General features: G+C 59.3%; 23 protein-coding genes and 2 tRNA genes. 9 read left to right on the forward strand and 16 right to left on the reverse strand.

Features of this window, described 5'->3' with window-relative positions; all coding sequences use genetic code 11:
• Positions 1-13: 13 nt before the first annotated feature.
• Both DW171_RS00385 and DW171_RS00390 read right to left on the reverse strand, forming a co-directional pair.
• Positions 14-880, reverse strand: a complete 867-nt coding sequence (locus tag DW171_RS00385; protein WP_117716548.1) for a deoxyribonuclease IV — start codon at positions 878-880, stop codon at positions 14-16.
• Positions 881-978: 98 nt separating this feature from the next.
• On the reverse strand, positions 979-2,166 hold the full coding sequence (locus DW171_RS00390; protein WP_118270146.1) for an aldo/keto reductase: 1,188 nt from the start codon (positions 2,164-2,166) through the stop codon (positions 979-981).
• A 163-nt stretch (positions 2,167-2,329) separates the two neighbouring features.
• Here DW171_RS00390 and DW171_RS00395 point away from each other — a divergent pair, with 163 nt between their 5' ends.
• Together DW171_RS00395 and DW171_RS00400 are read left to right on the forward strand one after the other, a co-directional pair.
• Positions 2,330-3,100 (forward strand): cyclase family protein, encoded by a 771-nt coding sequence (locus DW171_RS00395; RefSeq protein ID WP_118270147.1) that lies wholly within the window; start codon positions 2,330-2,332, stop codon positions 3,098-3,100.
• Positions 3,101-3,217: 117 nt separating this feature from the next.
• Positions 3,218-4,132 (forward strand): ketopantoate reductase family protein, encoded by a 915-nt coding sequence (locus DW171_RS00400; protein WP_229057805.1) that lies wholly within the window; start codon positions 3,218-3,220, stop codon positions 4,130-4,132.
• 108 nt (positions 4,133-4,240) lie between these two features.
• On the opposite strand, the gene DW171_RS00405 is transcribed toward DW171_RS00400, so the two are convergent.
• The 3 genes from DW171_RS00405 to DW171_RS00415 form a co-directional block, all read right to left on the reverse strand.
• Positions 4,241-4,447: a hypothetical protein gene (locus DW171_RS00405; protein ID WP_117564436.1), complete on the reverse strand. Its 207-nt coding sequence runs from the start codon at positions 4,445-4,447 to the stop codon at positions 4,241-4,243.
• Positions 4,448-4,638: 191 nt separating this feature from the next.
• Positions 4,639-5,415 carry a hypothetical protein gene (locus DW171_RS00410; RefSeq protein WP_117855053.1) on the reverse strand — a complete coding sequence of 259 codons (777 nt, stop codon included), beginning with the start codon at positions 5,413-5,415 and terminating at the stop codon, positions 4,639-4,641.
• A 311-nt stretch (positions 5,416-5,726) separates the two neighbouring features.
• Positions 5,727-7,037 carry an O-acetylhomoserine aminocarboxypropyltransferase/cysteine synthase family protein gene (locus DW171_RS00415; RefSeq protein WP_055251414.1) on the reverse strand — a complete coding sequence of 437 codons (1,311 nt, stop codon included), beginning with the start codon at positions 7,035-7,037 and terminating at the stop codon, positions 5,727-5,729.
• Positions 7,038-7,310: 273 nt separating this feature from the next.
• Here DW171_RS00415 and DW171_RS00420 point away from each other — a divergent pair, with 273 nt between their 5' ends.
• The 5 genes from DW171_RS00420 to DW171_RS00440 all read left to right on the forward strand — a co-directional run bounded on the left by DW171_RS00420 (position 7,311) and on the right by DW171_RS00440 (position 10,833).
• Positions 7,311-8,213 carry a LysR family transcriptional regulator gene (locus DW171_RS00420; RefSeq protein ID WP_117855056.1) on the forward strand — a complete coding sequence of 301 codons (903 nt, stop codon included), beginning with the start codon at positions 7,311-7,313 and terminating at the stop codon, positions 8,211-8,213.
• Between the two features lie 48 nt (positions 8,214-8,261).
• Positions 8,262-8,798: a ribonuclease HI gene (gene rnhA, locus DW171_RS00425; RefSeq protein ID WP_117637459.1), complete on the forward strand. Its 537-nt coding sequence runs from the start codon at positions 8,262-8,264 to the stop codon at positions 8,796-8,798.
• Between the two features lie 73 nt (positions 8,799-8,871).
• Positions 8,872-9,978, forward strand: a complete 1,107-nt coding sequence (locus tag DW171_RS00430; RefSeq protein WP_117855058.1) for a Gfo/Idh/MocA family protein — start codon at positions 8,872-8,874, stop codon at positions 9,976-9,978.
• Between the two features lie 2 nt (positions 9,979-9,980).
• Complete coding sequence (locus DW171_RS00435) at positions 9,981-10,391, forward strand: acylphosphatase (protein ID WP_117655275.1); 411 nt, start codon at positions 9,981-9,983, stop codon at positions 10,389-10,391.
• A gap of 61 nt (positions 10,392-10,452) precedes the next feature.
• Entirely contained in the window at positions 10,453-10,833 is a 381-nt protein-coding gene (locus DW171_RS00440; RefSeq protein WP_172677978.1) for a Fur family transcriptional regulator, read from the forward strand.
• Between the two features lie 15 nt (positions 10,834-10,848).
• Here DW171_RS00440 and DW171_RS00445 read toward each other — a convergent pair whose 3' ends face one another.
• From DW171_RS00445 to DW171_RS00455, 3 genes are all read right to left on the reverse strand, one after another.
• Complete coding sequence (locus DW171_RS00445; protein ID WP_117855059.1) at positions 10,849-11,646, reverse strand: HAD-IIB family hydrolase; 798 nt, start codon at positions 11,644-11,646, stop codon at positions 10,849-10,851.
• Positions 11,647-11,729: 83 nt separating this feature from the next.
• A complete protein-coding gene (locus DW171_RS00450; RefSeq protein WP_117855061.1) occupies positions 11,730-12,308 on the reverse strand; it encodes an urease accessory protein UreE in 579 nt (192 codons plus the stop codon).
• Positions 12,309-12,311: 3 nt separating this feature from the next.
• A complete protein-coding gene (locus DW171_RS00455) occupies positions 12,312-12,740 on the reverse strand; it encodes a peptidylprolyl isomerase (RefSeq protein ID WP_117855062.1) in 429 nt (142 codons plus the stop codon).
• A gap of 120 nt (positions 12,741-12,860) precedes the next feature.
• On the opposite strand from DW171_RS00455, the gene DW171_RS00460 reads away from it, so the two are divergent.
• Positions 12,861-13,874, forward strand: a complete 1,014-nt coding sequence (locus DW171_RS00460; RefSeq protein WP_117648308.1) for a dipeptidase — start codon at positions 12,861-12,863, stop codon at positions 13,872-13,874.
• 74 nt (positions 13,875-13,948) lie between these two features.
• Positions 13,949-14,725 (forward strand): M48 family metallopeptidase, encoded by a 777-nt coding sequence (locus DW171_RS00465; RefSeq protein ID WP_158570984.1) that lies wholly within the window; start codon positions 13,949-13,951, stop codon positions 14,723-14,725.
• Between the two features lie 6 nt (positions 14,726-14,731).
• On the opposite strand, the gene folB is transcribed toward DW171_RS00465, so the two are convergent.
• The 8 genes from folB to DW171_RS00505 form a co-directional block, all read right to left on the reverse strand.
• Positions 14,732-15,217: a dihydroneopterin aldolase gene (folB, locus tag DW171_RS00470; RefSeq protein WP_117648306.1), complete on the reverse strand. Its 486-nt coding sequence runs from the start codon at positions 15,215-15,217 to the stop codon at positions 14,732-14,734.
• A 43-nt stretch (positions 15,218-15,260) separates the two neighbouring features.
• Positions 15,261-15,842 (reverse strand): HD domain-containing protein, encoded by a 582-nt coding sequence (locus DW171_RS00475; RefSeq protein WP_172622418.1) that lies wholly within the window; start codon positions 15,840-15,842, stop codon positions 15,261-15,263.
• A 2-nt stretch (positions 15,843-15,844) separates the two neighbouring features.
• Positions 15,845-16,402 carry a GTP cyclohydrolase I FolE gene (gene folE, locus DW171_RS00480; protein ID WP_055251394.1) on the reverse strand — a complete coding sequence of 186 codons (558 nt, stop codon included), beginning with the start codon at positions 16,400-16,402 and terminating at the stop codon, positions 15,845-15,847.
• Between the two features lie 66 nt (positions 16,403-16,468).
• Positions 16,469-17,050: an anaerobic ribonucleoside-triphosphate reductase activating protein gene (gene nrdG, locus DW171_RS00485; protein ID WP_118270149.1), complete on the reverse strand. Its 582-nt coding sequence runs from the start codon at positions 17,048-17,050 to the stop codon at positions 16,469-16,471.
• Between the two features lie 426 nt (positions 17,051-17,476).
• A complete protein-coding gene (gene nrdD / locus DW171_RS00490) occupies positions 17,477-19,699 on the reverse strand; it encodes an anaerobic ribonucleoside-triphosphate reductase (protein WP_118270150.1) in 2,223 nt (740 codons plus the stop codon).
• 667 nt (positions 19,700-20,366) lie between these two features.
• A tRNA-Val gene (locus DW171_RS00495) sits at positions 20,367-20,441 on the reverse strand.
• Positions 20,442-20,444: 3 nt separating this feature from the next.
• Positions 20,445-20,520, reverse strand: a tRNA-Gly gene (locus DW171_RS00500).
• 141 nt (positions 20,521-20,661) lie between these two features.
• Complete coding sequence (locus tag DW171_RS00505; RefSeq protein ID WP_233539058.1) at positions 20,662-22,395, reverse strand: glycoside hydrolase family 13 protein; 1,734 nt, start codon at positions 22,393-22,395, stop codon at positions 20,662-20,664.
• Positions 22,396-22,454: the final 59 nt, after the last annotated feature.

A 22,454-nucleotide genomic window follows, 5' to 3' on the forward strand; every position in this document is an offset into this window, starting at 1 on the left:
TTTATGACAGTCATTACTGCTGCAATGACCTTAACAGTTTGATTTCAGCCGCATAACCTGCAAGTTCGTTCGGTGTCTCCAAAATGAATGGCAATGCGCGCAAGCGGCCATTCGATACAATATTCTGCATAACCTGCATGCCGCCGCCAAACTCCTCGCTGCCAAGGTAGCCCTTGCCGATGCACTCGTGACGATCTTTATGGGCACCACTGGGGTTCTTCGAATCGTTGATGTGTACGGCACGCAAGCGGTCGATACCCACCACGCGGTCGAACTCGTCGAGTACGCCGTCCAGATCATGGATGATGTCGTAGCCGGCATCGCTCACATGGCAGGTGTCCAGACACACGCCCAGCTTGTCCGATAGCTCTGGACGCCTGGCGGCAGCACCCTCGATAATGCGCGCCAGCTCTTCAAAGCTACGGCCCACCTCGGTACCCTTTCCCGCCATGGTCTCGAGCAGCACCGTCGTCTGCTGCCCCTCAAACATCACCTGACACAAGGTGTCGACGATCATCTGAATGCCGGCATCAGTCCCCTGCCCCACATGCGCGCCGGGGTGGAAGTTGTAGTAGTTGCCGGGCAGCGCTTCCAGACGCTGCAAGTCCTCGGCCATTGCCTCCAAGGCAAACTCGCGTGCCCGCTCTTTGGCAGAACAGGGGTTGTAGGTATAGGGGGCATGAGCCACAAGCGGGCCAAAGTCGTTTTTCTCCATAAGCTCGCGCAGGGCCGCCACGTCATCCATGTCAAGATCTTTCGCCTTGCCGCCGCGCGGGTTGCGCGTGAAGAATGCAAAGGTGTTGGCGCCAATGGATAGCGCCGTCTCCCCCATCGCCCGATAGCCCTTCGTCGTCGAAAGATGACACCCAATCGTCAGCATCTCCAGCTCCCCCTCATCAGTTGCGGTGAAATAGTTCCTGTCGATGCCCTATTCTGCCGCAAACAGGAACTATTCCACCGCAACTTATAAAAGGGGCATCAGGAACGCGTTTTGCAAAAGGCTTTAAGCGCGGCCGTTACGGGGCCAGGCTGGAAACGTCGGCGCACATCGTCGAGACGCTCAGGAATATCGATGTGCTGCGGGCAGTGACGTGCGCATTTGCCGCATTTGACGCAATTGCTCACCAACTTGGGCTCACTCGTCCGCACCGCGCTCGCCGTAAAATACTGCGACAGGCCCGTAAACCAGCCGTGCGCATAGCTTGCGTTGTAGGCGGCGAAACACCCAGGGATATTGATGCCTTTGGGACACGGCATGCAGTAGCCGCAGCCCGTACAGGGCACGCGATTCGATTTCTCAAACTCTCCCAGCACACGCGCGATGGTATCGAGCTGCTCTGTCGTCATCGAATTCGGCAGTGCGCGATCCGCCAATGCCGCGTTCTCGTCCACCTGCGCGGTATCGGTCATGCCCGAAAGCAGCATCGTGACTTGAGGATGGTTCCACACCCACGAAAGGCCCCAGGCGGCAGGAGTGCGCAAATGCGGGTCAGGGGCGCCATCGAGCACAGCGCGGGCCCGCGGCGGCAGCTTGCCCGCTAAACGCCCGCCCAGCAGCGGCTCCATCACAAACACCGCGAGCCCGCGCTCCGCAGCCGCCATGAGTCCCGCCGTTCCCGCTTGGTAGCGCTCTCCAGCGTAGTTGTACTGGATCTGGCAAAAATCCCAGTCATACGCGTCAAGCATCGTGAGGAAGTCCGCCGCACTGCCGTGGTACGAAAAACCTATCTGGCGAATACGCCCCGCAGCCTTTTGGTGCGCAATCCAGCCCTCGATGCCCAACGCCACCACGCGCTCCCACTGGGCGGGCGAGGTAATGTTGTGCATAAGGTAGTAGTCGATATGGTCGGTCCGCAAACGGTGCAGTTGCTCGTCAAAAAAGCGGTCGAAATCCTCCGCACATTTGCACGAAGCGTGCGGCAACTTAGTCGCCAGCAACACCCGGTCACGCAGCCCCAAGCGCTCAAGTGAGGCGCCCACGCACACCTCGTTACCGGGATAAAGATACGCAGTATCCAGATAATTAATCCCCTGTTCCACCGCACGGGAAATGATGGCATCGGCCGTCTTCGCATCGGGGTGTCCCGGCGCACCGGGAAATCTCATGCAGCCCAGACCCAGAGCAGATATTCGGTTACCACTTTTGGGGTCAACGCGGTATTGCACGGCCCCTCCTTTCGCCATCAGCGCCCCGGCAAGACGAAACACAATGGTCACGCGACCGAAACATCGTGGAATCGCAATCGAGAACGTATCGTAACGCAGCAGAAATCGAGCCGTCATGACACCGCTTTAACATCAGCAAAAAGCCCGATGAAAGGAGCCACCCATGCCCGCGCTCGACCTTTGGAACCTCGCATCCCAGCTCAAAAGCACCGATTATCGCTGGGTCAACCTCACCCACACGCTCTCGTGCGACACCCCACACTGGTTTGGCTTTGAGCCATTTGAGTCCACCAAGCTCTTCGACTACCTGCCCGGCACGCCCGAAGATATGCTCGCGCCCATGCGTTGCTTCCAGTATTCGGTCGCCCCGCAGTACGGCACCCACGTCGACGCGCCGCGCCACTTCCATGTCGATGGCCGCTCCCTTGGCGAGATCGAACCTATCGAGTTTATGCATCCGCTCTGCGTCATCGACAAGCACGAGGAGTGCGCCGCAAACCCCGACTTTATCCTGACCATCGATGACCTCAAGGCTTGGGAGGACGAGCACGGTCGCATTCCCAAGGACGCTTTCGTCGCCTTCCGCTCCGACTGGTCCAAGCTCGCCGACCTCGAAAACAAGGACGAGGACGGCCAACCCCACTACCCCGGCTGGGACCTCGATGCCATCAAATGGCTTGTAGAAGAGCGCAACATCGGTGCCATCGGCCACGAACCGGCAGACACCGACCCCGCAACCGTGACCACACGCGAGGATGCCTACCCCTATCCCGGCGAGCAATACATCCTCTCGGTCGACCGCTATCAGATCGAGGTCATGGACCATCTGGACGAGCTTCCCGCCACAGGCGCCGTCATCTTCTGCACCTTCCCTAAGGTCCGTGATGGTGTCGGATACCCCGCGCGCGTCTTTGCGGTCTGCTCCGCGTCATAAGTTCCCATGCGTTTGTTCTTCTAAATACGGCCATCCGGTGCACGCGACATGGCCCGGCGGCATACAATCCATCAGACGCCCCATACGCGGGCGCCTTTTTATGGGGAGATGATTCACATGCAGATCAACAAGGTCGCCTTCATCGGCAAGGGCGGCGTGGGCCTGCTCTACGGCAGCATGATCGCCCAAGCGCTCGGCAACGACGCCGTCGAATACGTTATGGACGACGCGCGCTTTGAGCGCCACGCGGGTGATGCGCTCACCGTCAACGGCAAGCCCTGCGCGCTCAAGTCCGTCCGCGCGAGCGAGGCGACGCCCGTCGACCTGGTCATCCTCACGGTCAAGACAACCGGGCTCGATGTGGCGCTCAAAACCCTGGAAAGCGTCGTGGGACCCGACACGCTGATCGCGTCGCTGTGCAACGGCATCACGAGCGAGCAGAAGATTGCCGAGCGCTTTGGCTGGGAGCACACCGTCCTTGGTATCTGCCAGGGCATGGACGCCGTATTCCTCAACGGGGAGCTCACCTATACCAATGCCGGCGAGATCCGCTTTGGTGCGGCAGCGGGCACCGACCCCGCAACCGTTATCGCCATCGACGAGCTCTACACGCGTTGCGGCATCGCCCATACCGTCGAGCACGACATCGCACATCGCATGTGGGCCAAACTCATGCTCAACGACGGCATCAACCAGACCTGTATGGCCTACGGCGGCACCTACGGAAGCGCTACGGAGCAGGGCTCCGAGCAGCTCCGCAGTTTTGTCTCCGCCATGCGCGAGACGCTTGCAGTCGCCAATGCCGAGGGCATCGAGCTCACCGAGGCAGACCTAACGCAGATGGTGCGTCTCATAAAAGGGCTCGATCCCGCCGGCATGCCCTCGATGGCGCAAGACCGCATCGCTCAACGCAGAACCGAGGTCGAGGAATTTGCGGGTACCATCTGCCGCCTCGCGGCCAAGCACGGTATCCAGGTGCCGCAAAACGAATGGCTCTATTCGCGCATCCGCGAAATCGAGGCCAGCTGGTAACGCCGCCGCACCGCATCCAACAGTCTCAATAGCAAAAACCGCCGCAAAGGGCACTCCCCTTGCGGCGGCTTCCTTCTTCATCTATGGGCAAAACCAGCTTCACAACGGCTAGCGCCGCACCTGCGGCGTCTCGTCCTCGTCATCGCGGCAAAGGGTCACGCCCGCACTTCCCAGCAGCGCTGCTGCGATGAGCGCGCCGACCACAATAGGAGCAGCCCCGCACGAGCCCTGCATGCCTGCGACAAACGCAGCTGTAGGGCCAAGACAGCCAAGTACCAATGCGACGGCGGCGATAGCGATATCTCGAGCGTTCATGAGACCACTTCCTCCACGAGAAAGACCTTATTTCTCATGAACCAGTGTGCCCAGCATGCATACGCCCAGCGTACCGCCACGGTAAGGGCTCTGTTAACTCAAACGCACATAAAGAAAGGGCGGCTTTACGTTGCCTAAAAGCTCAGCAAAGACGCCCGCCCATCATGTGCCTATTTTGCTCTGATGGCAGATTACCAGCCAGTGTAGTAGTCGGTGGTTCCGGCAGCACAGCCGGAGTCATAGACCTTGCACTCGCCCTTGGAACCGGTAAACGTGGAGCCTTGGGCCTTATCGCCCGCGGCAACGACGTAGTAGCCATCGGAATCGCGCCAAAAGCCCTCGGAATCCTGCGTCCATTCGCCCGTGCGGTGGTGATACAACACGTTGCTGCTGTAATAAGTCTCGCGGCGGCCGTTATAGTTATTGACGCCGCTCGAGCGCGTCAGACCCGAGCCGTTCGCGTAATACGCAGCAGACGTGTAAGACGAGCCAGAGCCGGCGTTGTAGTACGAAGCCTGGGCGGCCTCGGCAGCCTCCGCCTCGGCTGCGGCGGCCTCGAGCGCTTCGCGCTTGGCATTCTCAAGCGCAGTGCGCAGCTCATCGAGCTCGGTCGACTTCGCGTCGACCTCCCCCATCGTCAAAAGGCTGCCCGCACCATCGATACAACCCTGCAGCACAGCGTGCTCGTCATCGGTGGCATAGTCACCATACATATTCATAATGATCTGAGCGCGCATCTCAAGGGAATCGCGCTTGGCCTCCATCGAGGCGTTCCACTCCTGCATGGAACCATAACCATCGCCGCGATAATCAACGGGCTGTACCAGCGTCGCCTCGGACGGCGTAGATCCAACCGTATCGGACAGTGTTGCCGCGTGGGCATCAGTTGCGCCGGCGCCTGCCAAAAGTGCCACGGTCAGAGCGGCGGAAAGGGCAGCGGCTTTCGGTTTTCGTGAATCGATCCTCATGTAGCTGGAAACCTCCGTAGTGCGTTTTTGCTGCGTTTGAGCTGCGTGTGATTCGATCGCGCTGCATAGTACCTCGAGCAAATCGCGACCTGCGGTTTTACTCAAAAGGCGCACGTCAATTGCGTAAAACTCACATCCTCTCAACAGGAGTTTTCCACAACTCGAATGCATAAAGCATGCCAAAAACCCTGTAATAGCGCCCTTCCTATGCAAAAAAGACGCCTGCGCAACCATTGCTTGCGCAGGCGCCTTGAGCAGGCATTTATGCAGTTATACCTATCGAGTCGCAAGGGGTCCTTGCACAAGTCGCCTTACTCGTCCAGCGCGGCGAAGGCCTGCTTCAGATCCCAAATGATGTCCTCGGCGTTCTCGGTACCGATGGAAAGACGGATCGTGGAGGGCGTGATGTTCTGCTCGGCGAGCTCCTCGGCAGAGAGCTGGGAGTGCGTGGTGGTAGCCGGGTGCACGACGAGCGACTTGACGTCGGCCACGTTGGCGAGCAGCGAGAACACCTGCAGATGATCGATGAACTTCCAGGCAGCCTCCTGGCCACCCTTAATCTCAAAGGTGAAGATCGAGGCGCCGCCGTTGGGGAAGTACTTCTGATAGAGCTCGTGATCGGGGTGCTCAGGCAGGCTCGGGTGGTTCACCTTGGCAACGTGGCTGTCGCCGGCAAGGAACTCAACGACCTTCTTGGTGTTCTCGACATGGCGGTCGACGCGCAGCGACAGGGTCTCGGTGCCCTGGAGCAGGACCCAGGCGTTGAACGGGCTGATGCAGGCACCCTCGTCACGCAGCAGGATGGCGCGGACATAGGTTGCGAAGGCGGCGGGACCGGCAGCCTCGGCAAACGAGACGCCATGGTAGGAGGGGTTGGGCTCGGCGATCTGGGCGTACTTTCCGCTCGCCTTCCAATCGAAGTTACCGCCGTCGACGATCACACCGCCCAGCGAGGTGCCGTGGCCGCCGATGAACTTGGTTGCGGAGTGGACAACGATATTGGCGCCATGCTCCAGCGGACGGAACAGATACGGGGTGCCGAAGGTGTTGTCGACGACAACCGGCAGACCGTGCTTCTTGGCGATCTCGGAGATGGCGTCGATGTTGGGGATGTCAGAGTTGGGGTTGCCGAGCGTCTCGAGATAGATGACCGTGGTGTTGTCCTTGATGGCACCCTCAACCTCTTCCAGGTTATGAGCATCGACAAACGTGGTCTCGACGCCAAACTGGGAGAGCGTATGCTCGAGCAGGTTGTAGGAGCCACCGTAGATGGTCTTCTGAGCCACCACGTGGTCACCAGCCTGGGCAAGAGCCTGCAGGGTATAGGTGATGGCAGCGGCACCGGAGGCGACGGCAAGACCGGCCACGCCACCCTCGAGCGCGGCGATACGGTCCTCAAAGACGCCCTGGGTGGAGTTGGTCAGACGGCCGTAGATGTTACCGGCGTCGGCAAGACCAAAGCGGTCGGCGGCGTGCTGGGAGTTGCGGAACACATAGCTCGTGGTCTGGTAGATAGGCACGGCGCGGGAGTCGGATGCGGGGTCGGCGCTCTCCTGGCCAACATGAAGCTGCAGGGTATCGAAACCAAAGGTGTGCTCGGGGTTGTTGATGAACTGGCTCATGATGATCTCCTTGATCGAACGAAAGTAAATAAAAAGAGAGAAGTAAGTCGCTGTCTCCTGATCACGCCGACGGGCGCAAACAGGAGCCCGGCATTCGTCTTGGTAAGCAATTCATATGCGGGCCTCCTTTCGCATCCCGGTTCCGTGGTCGGCTTAATTACCTACCGCCTTTGTGTGTTTTGAATAGTACGAGCATCGTCTCCCTCAGTCAATCACTTAAAAGCGCTATCCTGTTATCGGTTTTTTAGATAGCTATCGAAAGGACGGGCGCCGATGACCCTCCAGCAGCTTCGCTTTCTTATCGCCGTGGCAGAATCCGGCTCAATTAACGCCGCAGCGCAGCGCCTCTATACCGCACAGTCCAATATCTCCAACGCCGTCAAAAGCCTCGAGCAGGAGCTCCATCTGGAGATCTTTACGCGCTCCAGCCGCGGCGTCACGCTCACCAACGACGGTACCGAGCTTTTAGGCTATGCGCGCCAGGTCGTGGAGCAGGCAGATATGCTCGAGGCACGCTACGAGGACGGCGGCACCCCGCAAGCCCGCCTCGCCATTTCCGCCCAGCACTACGCCTTTTCGGTCGAGGCCTTTGTCAACGTAGTCGAGCGCTGCCGCGACAGCAAGTTCGAGTTCATCATGCGCGAGACCACCACATCGCAGATCATCGACGACGTGCGCGCGTTTCGCAGCGACATCGGCATCCTCTATCTGGACGACTTTAATACCCGTGTCTTGCAGAAAGCCTTCGCCGATGCCCGCGCAAGCTTCCATTCCCTCTTCGACGCGACGGTCCACGTCTTCGTCAGCGAACGCCATCCGCTCGCACGCCGCCCTCAACTGTCCCTTGCCGACCTCACGCCCTATACGCGCTACAGCTTTGAGCAGGGAACCTCAAACTCCTTCTATTACGCCGAGGAACCCTTTAGCTATATCCCTTGCGACCGCAACATACGAATCTCGGACCGCGGAACACTTACCAACTTACTTATCACGTCGAACGGTTACACCCTGTCGACCGGTGTCCTCTCCAATGAAATGCAATGGGGCATGGCATCGATCCCGTTAGCAGACGCCCCAACGATGCACGTTGGCTACATCATGCACGACGAGCGCAAGCCCTCTCTCCTCTTGCAGCAATACCTCGACGAGCTCAACCGCATCATCCATGCCAGCTAACAGTCGGAAGACGGGGCAGAAATCGTAGATTGCTGGCCCCCGGCGGGCATGGCGCTACAATGGTCACTCACACGAAACGTACCCAACGAAAGGAAACCCGTGAAGGTCATCATCTACACCGACGGCTCGGCCCGATCAAATCCGGGACGCGGCGGCTACGGCGCCGTGCTCAAATACACCAACCCCGCCGGCAAGACCTTTACCTCCGAGCTTTCGCGCGGCTACGCCAAGACCACCAACAACCGCATGGAGCTCATGGCCGTTATCGTGGCGCTCGAGGCACTCAACCGCCCCTGCGAGGTCGAAGTCCATTCCGATTCGCAGTACGTCGTCAACGCCTTTAACAAGCACTGGATCGACGGCTGGAAAAAGCGCGGGTGGAAAACCGCCAACAAGCAGCCCGTCAAGAACCGCGACCTGTGGGAGCGCCTACTCACCGCCAAAAGCAAGCACAAGGTTGAGTTCATCTGGGTTAAGGGTCACGCCGGCCACGAGCTCAACGAGCGCTGCGATGAGCTCGCCACCACGGCGGCCGACGGCAGCAACCTCGATATCGACACCGGCTTTAACGAGAGCGACCTGTAATAGCGTTTTCGCGCAGCTTTATATCCCCACGCGCTACACTCATCCTGTAGACCAAACAACGCAAGGGGGACGTATGCTGCGCATCGCGACCATCGGCACATCCATGATCACTGACGACTTTATCCAAGTCGTCAACGCCAACGACCAAGCCGCGTTTGTGGGCACGCTTTCACGCGATGCCAATCGCGGTGCTGCCTTTACCGCCGAGCGCGGTGGCGAGCGAAACTTTACTTCACTCGATGAGCTCGCGACAGCCGCCGACGTCGACGCCGTCTACATCGGCAGCCCCAATGCGCTCCACTACGAGCAGGCCCTTGCCTGCATCGCCGGTGGCAAGCACGTCATCGTCGAGAAGCCCTTCTGCGCCACCGAAGCGCAGGCTCTGGAAGTCTTCCTCGCTGCCGAGGCAGCAGGTGTCGTGGCCCTCGAGGCCATGCGTCCCCTCCACGATCCCGCCTTCCACGCCATCGAGGACGTCCTGAGCGAGATCGCCCCCATCCGCCGCGCCTCATTGCGCTTTGGCAAGTATTCTTCGCGCTACAACGAGGTTCTCGCGGGGCGCGCCACCAATATCTTCGACTGCAATATGGCATCGGGTTCCCTCATGGACATTGGCGTCTACGCCGTCGAGCCCATGGTCGAGATTTTCGGCATGCCCTCCGGCCTTACGAGCATGACTACTCTACTCGACCCCACCACGCGACGGCTCACGCACGGCCCCATCGACGGTTGCGGTTCCATCCTCGCCAGCTATGGCGGAGGGCGCATCTCCGTCGAACTTGCGCACTCCAAAATTACGAATGACCTGCTGCCCTCGCAGATCGAAGGCGAGCGTGGCACTATCCAGATCGACCATCTGTCCACGCCCCGCAATGTCCGCATCGACTATCGCGGCGATGTCGTATGCGGCTCGGCGACCGAGGCACCGCGCGAACAGGGCGACAACGGCCGCGTGCTCGACCTGCCCAAATCGAGCAACACTATGGAATACGAACTCACAGACTTTATCACCGCCATCGGCGGCATCGATAACGTTAAGGAGGAGATTTGGGAGACCCCGGCGGGACGTCACGAACTTGGCCACTACCGCGATGTCACGCTCGTCTCATTGCGCATCATGGATGCCGTGCGCCAGCAGGCCGGCATTACCTTCCCGTCCGACGCAGGCAAGCAGGCCTAGCGATGGGCTTCTTCGATGCGTTCTTCTCCAGCGTCACCGGCGGCAGTCGAGAGCCTCAAAAACCATCAAACATTGAGCTCGAGTTGCGCCGCAGGCTTACTGTGCTCGCAAGCGACGAGGCCACTCAAGACACTCCCCTGCGCTATTTCCTGCGCTGGGCGGGGCAAGTCCAGGGCGTTGGTTTTCGCTTCACCAACACCAACCTCGCACAGGCACGCGCACTCACCGGCTGGGTGCGCAACATGGAAGACGGCTCGGTCGAGATGGAGATACAGGGAGCTCCGGCAAACATCCTATCTCATCTCGAGGCGCTTCATGCCTCCTACGAGCGCATGGGAACGCGCTTTCGCCTCGTAGAAGCCCAGGCCCAAGCCCCACTTGCCAATGAAGACAGCTTCATTCCTCGTTATTAGTATTGTGTGCTAAATACGGTATCATTTACCTACAACCGTTTGTAGAAAAGAGGCGAGGCGCATGGCGGTGCAAAGAAGGAATACCAGGCAGCGAAAGCTGGTTCTTGACGCCGTGCGCCAAAGCTACAACCATCCCACCGCCGACGAAATCTACAACGTCGTGCGCGCACAGGATGACAAAATCAGCCGCGGTACGGTCTACCGCAATCTCAATCTCTTGGCCGACGCCGGCGAGATCCTCTCCATCAAGACGCCGGGCGGCAGCCGCTTCGATCGCACGATCGAGCCGCATGCGCATATCATCTGCACCTCATGCAGCCGCGTCATCGACGTACCGCTCCCCTTCGATGCCCAGCTCGACGCCAAGGCGTCCGAGCAAATCGGCTGGCACGTCACGTCGCACTACACCATCTTCGAGGGTCTCTGCCCCGACTGCCGGTAGATGTTTGGGACATGCCTACTCAGCAAGTAGACGACGCAGCTCCTCTTCGACCGTGCGCACGTAGCGGACACGGTCATTGACACCGCGCATGCTGGGATTGCAGCTCTCCATCAGATAGGGATGGCCCACCACGTTGAGCATGTCGCGATCGTTTTCGTTATCGCCAAACGCCATCATTTCGTTAGGTGAGATCCCCAGCGCACAACCATAATCGGCAAGCGCGGACCCCTTGCCCGAATCAAAGCCGATAAAGTCGGTCCATTCGGTTCCCGACGTCATCACATCGACCCGGTCGCTAAAGCGACGCACAAAATACTCCAGCGCCGCCGGCTGCTCCGCCCCGGGCGTCTGGAAGGCAATCTTAATGACATCCTCGTCAATGTCTTCGGGACGGTCGACTACCGCCACATCACAATGGACCTCATAACGCAGGTGGTCAACAAACGCATCGTTGCTGCTCATGGTGTAGAGGTGTCCCTTGCACGAAAGGGTCACGTCGGCATGGGGGTACGCAACCACGGCATTCGCGATATCCATGGCCAGGCCACGCTCCATAGAACGCTTGACCACGGCACGCCCCTCGCTCATGACCAGGGCTCCGTTTTCGCATACATAGGCGAGTTCATCGGCCACCGGGGCAAACAGGTAGCGCAGGCTCGCATATTGACGGCCACTCGCCGGCATAAACACGATACCGCGACGATGCAGCTCATCGATAAGCTCAAAGGCCTCGGAACGCGGTTCGCGCTCCCCCGGGTGCAGCAACGTGCCGTCCAAATCGCATGCAATCAGCTTGATTCCCTCAAGACCCATATGCTTCCCCCAAAGCCTCCTATCAACAGCAAGACGGACCTTGATCGGTCACCCCTCAAAGCCCGTCTTGCGCATACGCGCGCTTAGTCGCGCGTCTTTTTAACGATGGTAAAGTCCGGAGCCATGCTCACGACAACATCGGCCGCGCTCGACGCAAAGCGTCGGCCCGCATCGAGCTCGCGCGAAACGATCGAGATTCGAGCTCCCTCGACGCCGCGAAGCATACGGCCCAAAACCGGCTGCACCGGCGTATACATGCGCACGGTATGCTCGTCCGAGTCGCCCCGGAAGAGCGGCGCATGCATGTTGCCGATCTCCCAGCACGCATGCGCGAGCGCAATCGGATCCATGCGGTCGACTTCGACCAAATAGACCTCGGCGCTGCGCAGGCGCACGACAACCACCACGGGCACCCTGCCCGAACGGTCAATGGTGAGCACGTCGCCATCGGCAAGACGACCGCCGTCGGCAGTATCCAGCCGAACATCGATCGTGCGCCCCAGCTCCGTCACGCCCACAAACGTGCGCGCATCAGCCTGGTCCCAATCGAGCAGGAGCTCGTCAACTTCAAAGACACCGCCCAGCTCCCGGCGAAGTAGGAGTTCATAGGACGGATCGTTGAGATTTCCCAAGCATGTCGTCGAAACCAAGCGTTCAGGCATACTCTAGCCCTCGACCTCGACGAGCTCGATATCAAAGTTGAGGTCCTTGCCGGCCAGCTCGTGGTTGGCGTCGAGCGTCACGGCCTCAGGCGTCACGTCGATGACCACGGCGGGGACGGGCATACCGCTCGGCGTGGACAGGAAAAGCTTCATGCCCTTCTCGATCTGCTCGATGTTGGGAACCTGTTCGGCCGGGAAGGTAATAACCATCTCGGGATTGCGCTCGCCGTAGGCATCGGCAGCAGGAATGTGCACGGTCTTCTTCTCGCCCACCTGCATGTCGACAACAGCGGCGTCGAAGCCCTTGATCATCTGACCGGCGCCGCAGGTGAACTCCAGCGGCTCGCCGCGATCGTAGGAGCTATCGAACTGCGTGCCGTCATCGAGCGTGCCGCGATAATGGGTCTTGACCTTCTTGCCCTGGTTGGACATGATAACCTCCGTGATAAGGGCGGCGCACAACGCGGGCCGCCGTGAACATATGGCGCTAACTATACCCTAGTCATACAATTCAATGACAGTTTGCAAAGAAACGCTGCAACCGGAGGAACCATGGCATATCCCGTATTTGACCTACACTGCGACACTGCCGACCGAATCGGCTGGGCCACGCTCGATCTCGACCTGCGCTTTACCGCCGGCACCGACGGTTATTTCCCCGGCGACGAAACGCATCCGCAAGATTTCGACCTCATCGAGGGTAACGCCTGTGCCATCTCGCTCGCAAAGATCGGCAACACGCCGTGGGCACAGTGCTTCGCCACGTTTGTCCCCGACGAGATTCCCACCGCCCACGCCGCGCGCTTCCAGGCGCAGATCATGGCGCATATGAGCGGCCAGGCAATGCTCAACCACGACCGTATGGTCAACGTGCGCAGCGCCGCAGACATTCGCCCCGCGCTCAAGGACGGCAAGGTCGCTTGCATCCACACCATCGAAAACGCCACGTTCTTTGCCGAGGACCCCGCGCTGATCGAGGTGCTCAAGAGCCTGGGCGTGCTTATGTCGTCACTCAGCTGGAACGCGCAGGGACCGCTCGCGAGCGGCCACGACACCCACGCCGGCCTCACCGCCGCCGGCATCGAGGCGCTTACGCAGATGGAGCACGCCGGCATGGTGCTCGACGTCTCCCACCTCAACGATGAGTGCTTTGACGAGGTTGTCGCCCACGCCACGCGCCCCTTCGTCGCCAGCCACTCCAACTCCCGTACCGTCTGCAGAGTCAAGCGCAACCTCACCGACGACCAGTTCCGCACCATTCGCGACATGGGCGGTATCGTCGGCCTCAACTACTGCAGCGAGTTCCTTTCCAACGACGCAACCAAAAAGACCGCCGCAGACGTCACCTTCGACCAGCTAGCGGCACATATCGAGCACTGGCTCGACCTGGGCGGCGAGGACGTCATCGCACTCGGTGGCGACTGGGACGGCGCCACTGTGCCCGCCTTCCTCTCCGATGCCAGCATGATGCCCGAGTTCCAGAACATGCTCTCCAAGCACTTTGGCAAGACCGTGATGCAAAAGCTCTGCAGCGACAACGCGCTCGCCTTCTTTGAGCGTTATTAATTTCACATCCCTTGAGCGGGCCGGCATGCCGAACGGTCGACATGCCGGCCCGTCCCCAATCCAAAGGACCGCTTTTGACGCAGCAGTTTACGATTTCCGCATCCCGACCGGATGGGACGCCCATCCCCGTCGTCGTTACCAAAAAGTGCGTCAAGAACTTCAACCTACGCGTCACTTCGAGCGGTGAGGTCCACGCCAGCGCACCGCTCGGCGCCACCCGCGAGCGTATCGAAGCGTTTGTGAAGCGCAACAGCGCCTGGATTACCAGCCGACTTGCCCAGCGCGAGCAGCGTCAGGCGACGGCACGAGAGCCGCTCAGCCCCTCGTCCATCATTGCACTTTGGGGCAAGCCCATCACGGTACAGGATGCACTCGATCACAACTTTGCATCACCCGCACCGCGACCCAAACAGGCCACCTTCGCAAGTTTTATGGGTACCGATGAATCGGACGAAGGCCCACAGGCCAAGCGGCACGCAATCCTCGACGGCCTAACGTCCGATGAGCTCCAAGCCCACATCGACCAGCTCTTTGCGTCCGAGGTCACATCGGCGCTGCGCGACATCGTGCACGCGTACGAAGTCGCAATGGGCGTCACCGTGGCCCGCATCTCCGTGCGCAGCATGAAAACGCGCTGGGGATCATGCACGCCCAAATCCGGCGCCATTCGCATCGCGCGCGAGCTCGCCGCCTACCCCGTCGAATGCCTCGACATGGTTGTCGCCCACGAGTTCGTCCACTTGCTCGAGCCAAGCCACAATCAGCGTTTTCACGCCCTGCTCGACACGTACTGTCCCAACAATAGAGCTCTGTCGCAGCGGCTCAAGCAGCCACCCATAGAGACGTATTAGAACCGGTTACCGCACGCGCTCGATCTCGACACCGCAGCTTGCCAGGGGCAGGCCAACAGGAGCCCACGGCTTATCGAGCTTTATGCGCACACCAAGCAGCAGGGGGTAACGACGCAGCAGCATCTGGGCCACACCCTCGGCTGCCGCCTCGATGAGTTTAAACGTATGCTCGCGCAGATAGCCATCAACATCGTGGCACACCGAGCCGTAGTCAATCGAGGCATCCAGGTTATCGTGCTCCCCCGCCGCGCGCAGGTCGGCATAGAGCACCAGAGAAACGATGAACTTCTGACCCAGCGCGTTCTCCTCGGGATACACGCCATGGTTGGCAAAAACCTCAAGGCCGTCAATGACAATACGATCGGCATGGCGCAAATCGTCATAGCTTACATGGGGCACCGCCGTTGCGGTGGATATTTCGCCCCTTCCACGGCGGGCGAGCTCGGCGCCTTCAGTCTTGGTTGCATTCTCGGGCAGTTTCTTGTTACTCATCGCGATCGTCTCCTTCGTTTAGAACCCCGACCGCGCAAACTAACTACACGCGAATCGACAGGTTCTTTTTATCATCGCTCCAGTTGCAAGCATTGCGCGCGGGGCATGCAAAGCAGGCGCGCGAGGCTTTGTCGGCCGCATAGAGCAGACGCTCAAGCGGTTGGCTGTTCACGCGCAGCTTTCGATGGCCCAGAATGGCCGTCTTAATGGCTGCGGCATCGGCCGGCTCAAACGCCACGTCATCGGGCATGCCGCCGAGAATCGCATCAGCGACGCGTTCGCTTGCAACATCATGGGATATACCCGATTCATACTGTTCATCTTTGCCGATATCGTGAAGAAGTGCCGTGGCGTAGATGACCTCGCGGTCAAATTCGAGCTGCTCCTCGAGATTCTTGATCCACATAATGCGAGCGACATCGAGCAGATGGTCAATACCGTGGCGGCAGAAGATGCGCCCCGATTCCAACTGTACGATGTTGCCCAGGTGCCGCCGGAACAGCCCGTTGGCACAAATGTAATCAATGCGAGGCATGGCACCAAAGGGGGCCAGGCCCGAAGCCATAAAGCCGCGACGCGACGTCCCCTCATCGGTCTTCGATGTAAAGTCGTTGACGACTCTCATGGTTAGCGGCCCAGCATCCTAAAGAAACGCTCCTCGAGCGCGGGATCGGTCTCAAAGACGCCGCGGCGAGCAAGCGTCACGGTCTTGGTGCCGGGCTTTTGCACGCCACGCATCGTCATGCACATATGCTCGGCCTCCATCAACACAATCGCTCCCTGGGGAGCGAGATAATCCATGAGGGCATCGGCAACCTGTGTGCACAGTTGCTCCTGCAGCTGAAGACGGCGGGCATAAACCTCAACCGTGCGGGCGAGCTTGGAAAGCCCAGCCACCCGACCGTTAGGGATATAACCAATGGCGGCCTTGCCATAAAACGGCAGCAGATGATGTTCGCACAGCGAGTAGAACGTAATGTCGCGCTCGATAACCAAATCGTTCGAAGCGACGGCAAAGGTTTTGGACAGGTGCTCCTCGGCACTCTGGTCCATGCCGCCGGCGATCTCACCATACATACGGGCAACGCGCGCCGGGGTCTCCAGCAGGCCCTCACGAGTTGGGTCCTCGCCTATGCCCTCAAGCAACAGCTTAATGGCGGCCTCGACTTTTTCCTGATCGACCATCTGGGCCTCACTTTTCCGATTTCACGTTCGCGCTATGGTACCACGCCCTCCGGCATCGACCACAAGCTACATAGTATGGGTCGAATAGACCGGATCATCACGCCAAAGTTCAACCGCATCACAAAGCGCAACGCCCTCGCGCTCAGCACGGGCGCGCGTGGCGTTCATATCGATCACGCGCTGGTTACTCGAGCCCCTAAAGCGCAGCGTGATATCGTACAGGTCCTGAACAAACGGGCCGTCCACCAACATATCAAGACAGGTAAGGATACGGTCCGTGACCTCGGTATGGTGGCGTCCTCCCGGCATAAGCTCCTCGAGCACATCGCCGGTAAAACACCAAATGGTCTTTCCTGACCCCGCAGGATAAGCGGCACGAACACGCTCGACAAACTCAACGAGCCCCGCCTGGTTCTCGGGCTCCATGGGCTCTCCGCCCAGAATCGTCAGGCCGTCAATAAAGGGATGATCGAGGCTCTCGATAATCTTGTCCTCGACGGCACGATCAAAGGGCTCGCCCGCAGCAAAGTCCCACGCAACAGAGTTAAAGCAATTCTTGCACCCACGACGGCACCCGCTCACAAACAGAGAAGTACGAACACCTTCCCCATCGGCAATGTCGAAATATTTAATGTTCGCGTAGTTCATAAGTAACCTTCCTGGGGGTCTGGAGCATATCATCCCGTCCTCAAACATTCTCGGCCTGCGGCCTGCGAAACTGCGGGCGGGACGATATGTCCCGGCCTCATGCAAAAGGCAACTCAATGAACGAAGCGAACATCGAGTATAGGGTTCGAGGTCCAATAAAAACTGGGTTGCGGCTCAACCGCCATCGCAAGTAAATCGCAGCTGCAGCTCGAATTATTTCCGCTAAGAACTTCGAGGAGTGAGCAGACCGCATGCTGCATCTCAGCTACATCAACTTGGCCGCCCCGTAGCGAGGCCCCGGACCTTTGCTCGATATGAGTTCCGCACGAACAGGAGGCGCCAGTGGCGCCTCCGTCGTGAGCCAGGACTGTCCGAAATAGCGAGTAAAGGTCCGGGGCCTCGCTACGGGGCGGCCTGGGATGACTATTAGAGATGCAGCACGCGGTCGCGGATCTCCTCGGTTCGACCCTGGTTCCAGAACTGGGTACCGATGTAGCCGCACGTGCGACGGGCGACATTCATCTTCTCCTGGTCGCGGTTGCCGCAGCTGGGGCACTCCCACACCAGCTTGCCGTCATCCTCGACAATCTTGATCTCGCCATCGTAGCCGCACACCTGGCAGTAGTCGCTCTTGGTGTTGAGCTCGGCGTACATGATGTTGTCGTAGATGTACTGCATCACGCGGATGACAGCCTTGAGGTTGTCCTGCATGTTGGGAACCTCGACGTAGGAGATGGCACCGCCCGGCGAAAGCTGCTGGAACATGCCCTCGAACTTGAGCTTGTCGAATGCGTCGATCTCCTCGGACACGTGGACGTGGTAGCTGTTGGTGATGTAGCCCTTGTCCGTCACGCCCGGGATGATGCCAAAACGACGCTGCAGGCACTTGGCGAACTTGTAGGTCGTCGACTCAAGCGGGGTACCGTACAGCGAGAAGTCAATATCGCTTTCGGCCTTCCACTCGGCGCACTTGTCGTTCATGCGCTGCATGACGGCCATGGCAAAGGGCGTGCCCTCCTTCTCGGTGTGGCTGTGGCCCGTCATGTACTTGACGCACTCATACAGGCCGGCATACCCCAGGCTGATGGTGGAATAGCCGCCCACGAGCAGCTTATCGATCGTCTCGCCCTTCTTCAGACGCGCCAGGGCGCCGTACTGCCAAAGAATCGGTGCGGCATCCGAAAGCGTACCCATCAGACGCTCATGACGGCACAGCAGGGCGCGGTGGCACAGCTCGAGGCGCTCGTCGAAGATTTTCCAGAACTTGTCCATGTCCTGATGCGAGCTCAGCGCGACATCGGGCAGGTTGATGGTCACAACACCCTGGTTAAAGCGACCATAGTACTTAGGCCTGGTCGGGTCATAGTTCAGCGCGTTGGCGACATTGTTAAAGCCGTTGCCCGAACGGTCGGGCGTCAGGAAACTACGGCAACCCATGCAGGTGTAGCAATCGCCGTTGCCGGCGGTCTCGCCCTTAGACAGCTTGAGCTCGCGCATCTTCTTCTCGGAGATGTAGTCGGGCACCATGCGCTTGGCGGTACACTTGGCAGCCAGCTGGGTCAGGTAGAAGTACGGGGAATTCTCGTGAACGTTATCGTCCTCGAGTACATAGATAAGCTTGGGGAATGCCGGGGTAATCCACACACCGGCTTCGTTCTTAACGCCCTCATAGCGCTGACGAAGCGTCTCCTCCACGATCATGGCAAGGTCGTGCTTCTCCTGCGCTGAGCGAGCCTCGTTGAGATACATAAAGACCGTCACAAACGGCGCCTGGCCGTTTGTGGTCATAAGGGTCACGACCTGATACTGAATCGTCTGGACGCCGCGACGGATCTCGTCACGCAGGCGGTCCTCAACAACCTCGCGGACCTTTTCGGGAGATGCGGAAACGCCGAGCTCCTCGAGCTCGCGGGCAACCTCGCCGCGAATCTTTTGACGGCTCACCTCGACAAAGGGGGCGAGATGGGTCAGTGAAATAGACTGGCCGCCGTACTGGGAGGAAGCAACCTGGGCGATAATCTGCGTCGCGATGTTGCAGGCAGTCGAGAAGCTGTGCGGCTTCTCGATCAGCGTGCCCGAGATAACGGTGCCGTTCTGGAGCATGTCCTCCAGGTTCACCAGGTCGCAGTTATGCATGTGCTGGGCAAAGTAGTCGGAATCGTGGAAGTGGATCAGGCCCTCATTGTGGGCATCCACGATCTCCTGGGGCAGCAGCACACGCTGAGTCAGATCCTTTGAAATCTCGCCGGCCATATAGTCGCGCTGGACGGAATTGACGGTCGGGTTCTTGTTAGAGTTCTCCTGCTTGACCTCTTCGTTATTGCACTCGATCAGCGACAGAATCTTGTCGTCGGTCGTGTTCTTCTGGCGCTTCAGGCTCTGAACATAGCGATAGATGATGTAGTGGCGGGCGACCTCGTAGCAGTCGAGACGCATGATCTCGTCCTCGACCAAATCCTGGATCTCCTCGACCGAAACGGTGTGGCCCGCGTTCTCGCATGCCTCGGCGACGTTTTGCGCCGCATAAACCACCTGGCGGTCGGTAAGACGAGAGCTCTCCTCGACCTCCAAGTTTGCGGCGCGGATGGCATTGACGATCTTATCGATGTCAAAGACAACCTCGGTGCCGCTGCGCTTGATGATCTTCATCCTCTTGCCTCTTTCGCGTCGTAGCCTCATTGCGCTTCAGAGCCAAACGATGCCCGGCAGGGCCTGCCCCTGCCTTGCGGCGCCGTCGCGCAATCTGTGTTTTCGATAAACCATAAGCCTCCATGCGGACATTCCCAGGAGCCGATCAAACGGTTCAAGGACACGTTCAAAAGAGGCAGTTAAGGTCTTCGTTCTCTGTCCGCCATCTATCATACGACAAAGAGGCATCTATATCCTGTATTCTTTTTTTAGGTCAAACACAACATATAGTGTTTCAGCAGGTCAAAGCAATTGGTCATTTTGCAGACGCATTAAAAATGAGGGGTATTTGACAAGTCGGTAAAACGTTACCAACACGGCTACCTGCATGGCAGTTATAAAACCCCCTTAGTCAAGCCGCTGACAAATCCTACCAAAACCAAGCCGCTCACGCCAAAAGAATCCAAAAGATTATGCTTGACCAACATGTTGTGGTCGTGCCTTGCCGAGCCTCATGCAACCGCGGCACGAATCCTTGAAAGATATGTGTATGCAAACGGAGAAGATGAGAGTTTCCTCGGATGACTGCTGAGAAGCATCCCGGAAGATCAAAAACTCGAAATTTGGTGACGTATTTGGCGACCAAAACAAAACAGCTCAGAGGCTAAGCCTCTGAGCTGCGAACATTTGGTGGGCGTTAGAAGATTTGAACTTCTGACCTCTTCCGTGTCAGGGAAGCGCTCTCCCCCTGAGCTAAACGCCCAAATGGAGCGGACAACGGGGCTCGAACCCGCGACCCCAACCTTGGCAAGGTTGTGCTCTACCAACTGAGCCATGTCCGCTTACGAGGATTAATCTTACGTGATGCCCGCATCCTATGCAAGAACTTTTTTTGAAAAGTTTCGCGACGCCCTCGCGAGCCTCATGAAGGCATCAGACACCACGGAAGGCGCAGGCAAACGCAAACTCGCCGCAAGAGGCCCCTACAACTCAGCGAGCATGATCCAGGCAGAGCTGTCCTGCACGAGCCTGCCGTCTGCGAGCGGTGATGAGGTGAGCAGGACCCTGCCCGCCGGCAGCTCCACGGGTGCTGCACCGAAGTTCGTCACACACGCCCAGCCGTTGTCGCGGCGATAGGCGATGACGCCGCCCTCAGCGCCCTCGGCGCCATCCGCAAGACCGGTGCGCCCGTCAAGATCGAGCCACGCAAGATCGTTGGCGCACCCGCGCAGCTTGCGCCGCAGCCAGAGGGCGTCACGATAGAGCGCAAGCATCGATGTCGGGTCCGCTTCTTCCCTATCGGCAGCGTAATCGGAAAACCATGCAGGCTGCGGCAGATGGGGCACCGCATCGGCGTCCGCCGGTGAAAACCCAAACGATCCGCCCTGCGCGGGATCGTCCGCCGCCACCCACGGCAGGGGCACACGGCAGCCGTCGCGCCCCTTCTCGCGCTTCGGTCCGTGCGTATTGGTCGCAGTAGGATCTTCGAGTACAGCCCACGGAATGTCAGCCGCCTCAAAAAGGCCGAGCTCCTCACCCTGATACACGTATGCCGAGCCCGGAAGCGCCAGCTCGAGCAAAAGGGCCGCCCGCGCGCGGCGCTCGCCGAGTTCACGTTCCTCGTCATAAGACGACCCGTCGCGTAAGAGCCAGTCGAGCGCAATCTGGTGGTAGCGCGTCGCCTTGATCTGCGGCAGGGCATAGCGCGTCGCCACGCGCGGCACGTCGTGGTTGGAGAGCACCCAGGTCGAGGCGGAATCGGATTCTATAGCTGCCTTCAAGCCCTCCTCGATTGCAGCGTGCATGTCATCATAGGTCCAAGTGGCCTTGGCAAACTCAAAGTTGAATGTCTGGCCAAGCTCGCTGGGACGCGCGTAGAGATACTGGCGATCGGGCAGCACCCACGCCTCGGCAACGGCGCTGCGTGGCGGATCATAGCGGTCGAACACGCGGCGCCACTCGCGATAGATCTCGTGGACCTCGTTGCGGTCCCACAGCGGATGGGTGCCGTCCTCAACCATGTCATCGCCCTCGGCGAGATGCCACCGGTCGAGGTCATCGCGGTCGAGATCCTTGGCGAGACCGTGCGCCACATCAATGCGAAAGCCATCGACGCCTCGATCGCTCCAAAACGCCAGGACGTCGCAAAAGAACGCATGAACCTCGGGGCACGACCAGTCAAAGTCCGGCTGCTCAGGCGTAAACATGTGCAGATACCACTGACCGTCCGCGACACGCGTCCAGGCGGGGCCGCCAAAGTTGGCATTCCAATTGGTGGGAGGCAGCTCGCCATGCTCGCCGCGACCATCGCGGAAGATATAACGGGTGCGCTCGGGCGATCCGGGGCCGGCGGCAAGAGCGGCTTTGAACCAAGGATGCTGGTTAGATGAATGGTTGGGCACGATGTCGACGATGACCTTGATGTCGCGCGCATGAGCCGCAGCGATCATGTCATCGAAGTCATCAAGCGAGCCGAGACGTGGGTCGACATCGCAGTAGTCTGCCACATCATAGCCGCCATCGACAAGAGGCGATGGGTAAAACGGGCTCAGCCAGATAGCCTCGATGCCCAGCTGCTCAAGATAGTCCATCTGCTGGGTAATGCCCGCGATATCGCCCAGACCCGAACCAGTCGAATCCTTAAACGAGCGCGGGTAGATCTGATAGATCGCGGCGTCGGACATCCATGAGCGCGAAGAAGACTTTTCTGTAGCCATGGGGCGTATCTCCCTTGCAACGAGGTTATGCGAGATGCCCACGATGATACGCCCAAAGC

Origin of the sequence: Collinsella sp. AM15-2 (assembly GCF_003471985.1) — a bacterium.
GTDB lineage: Bacteria > Actinomycetota > Coriobacteriia > Coriobacteriales > Coriobacteriaceae > Collinsella.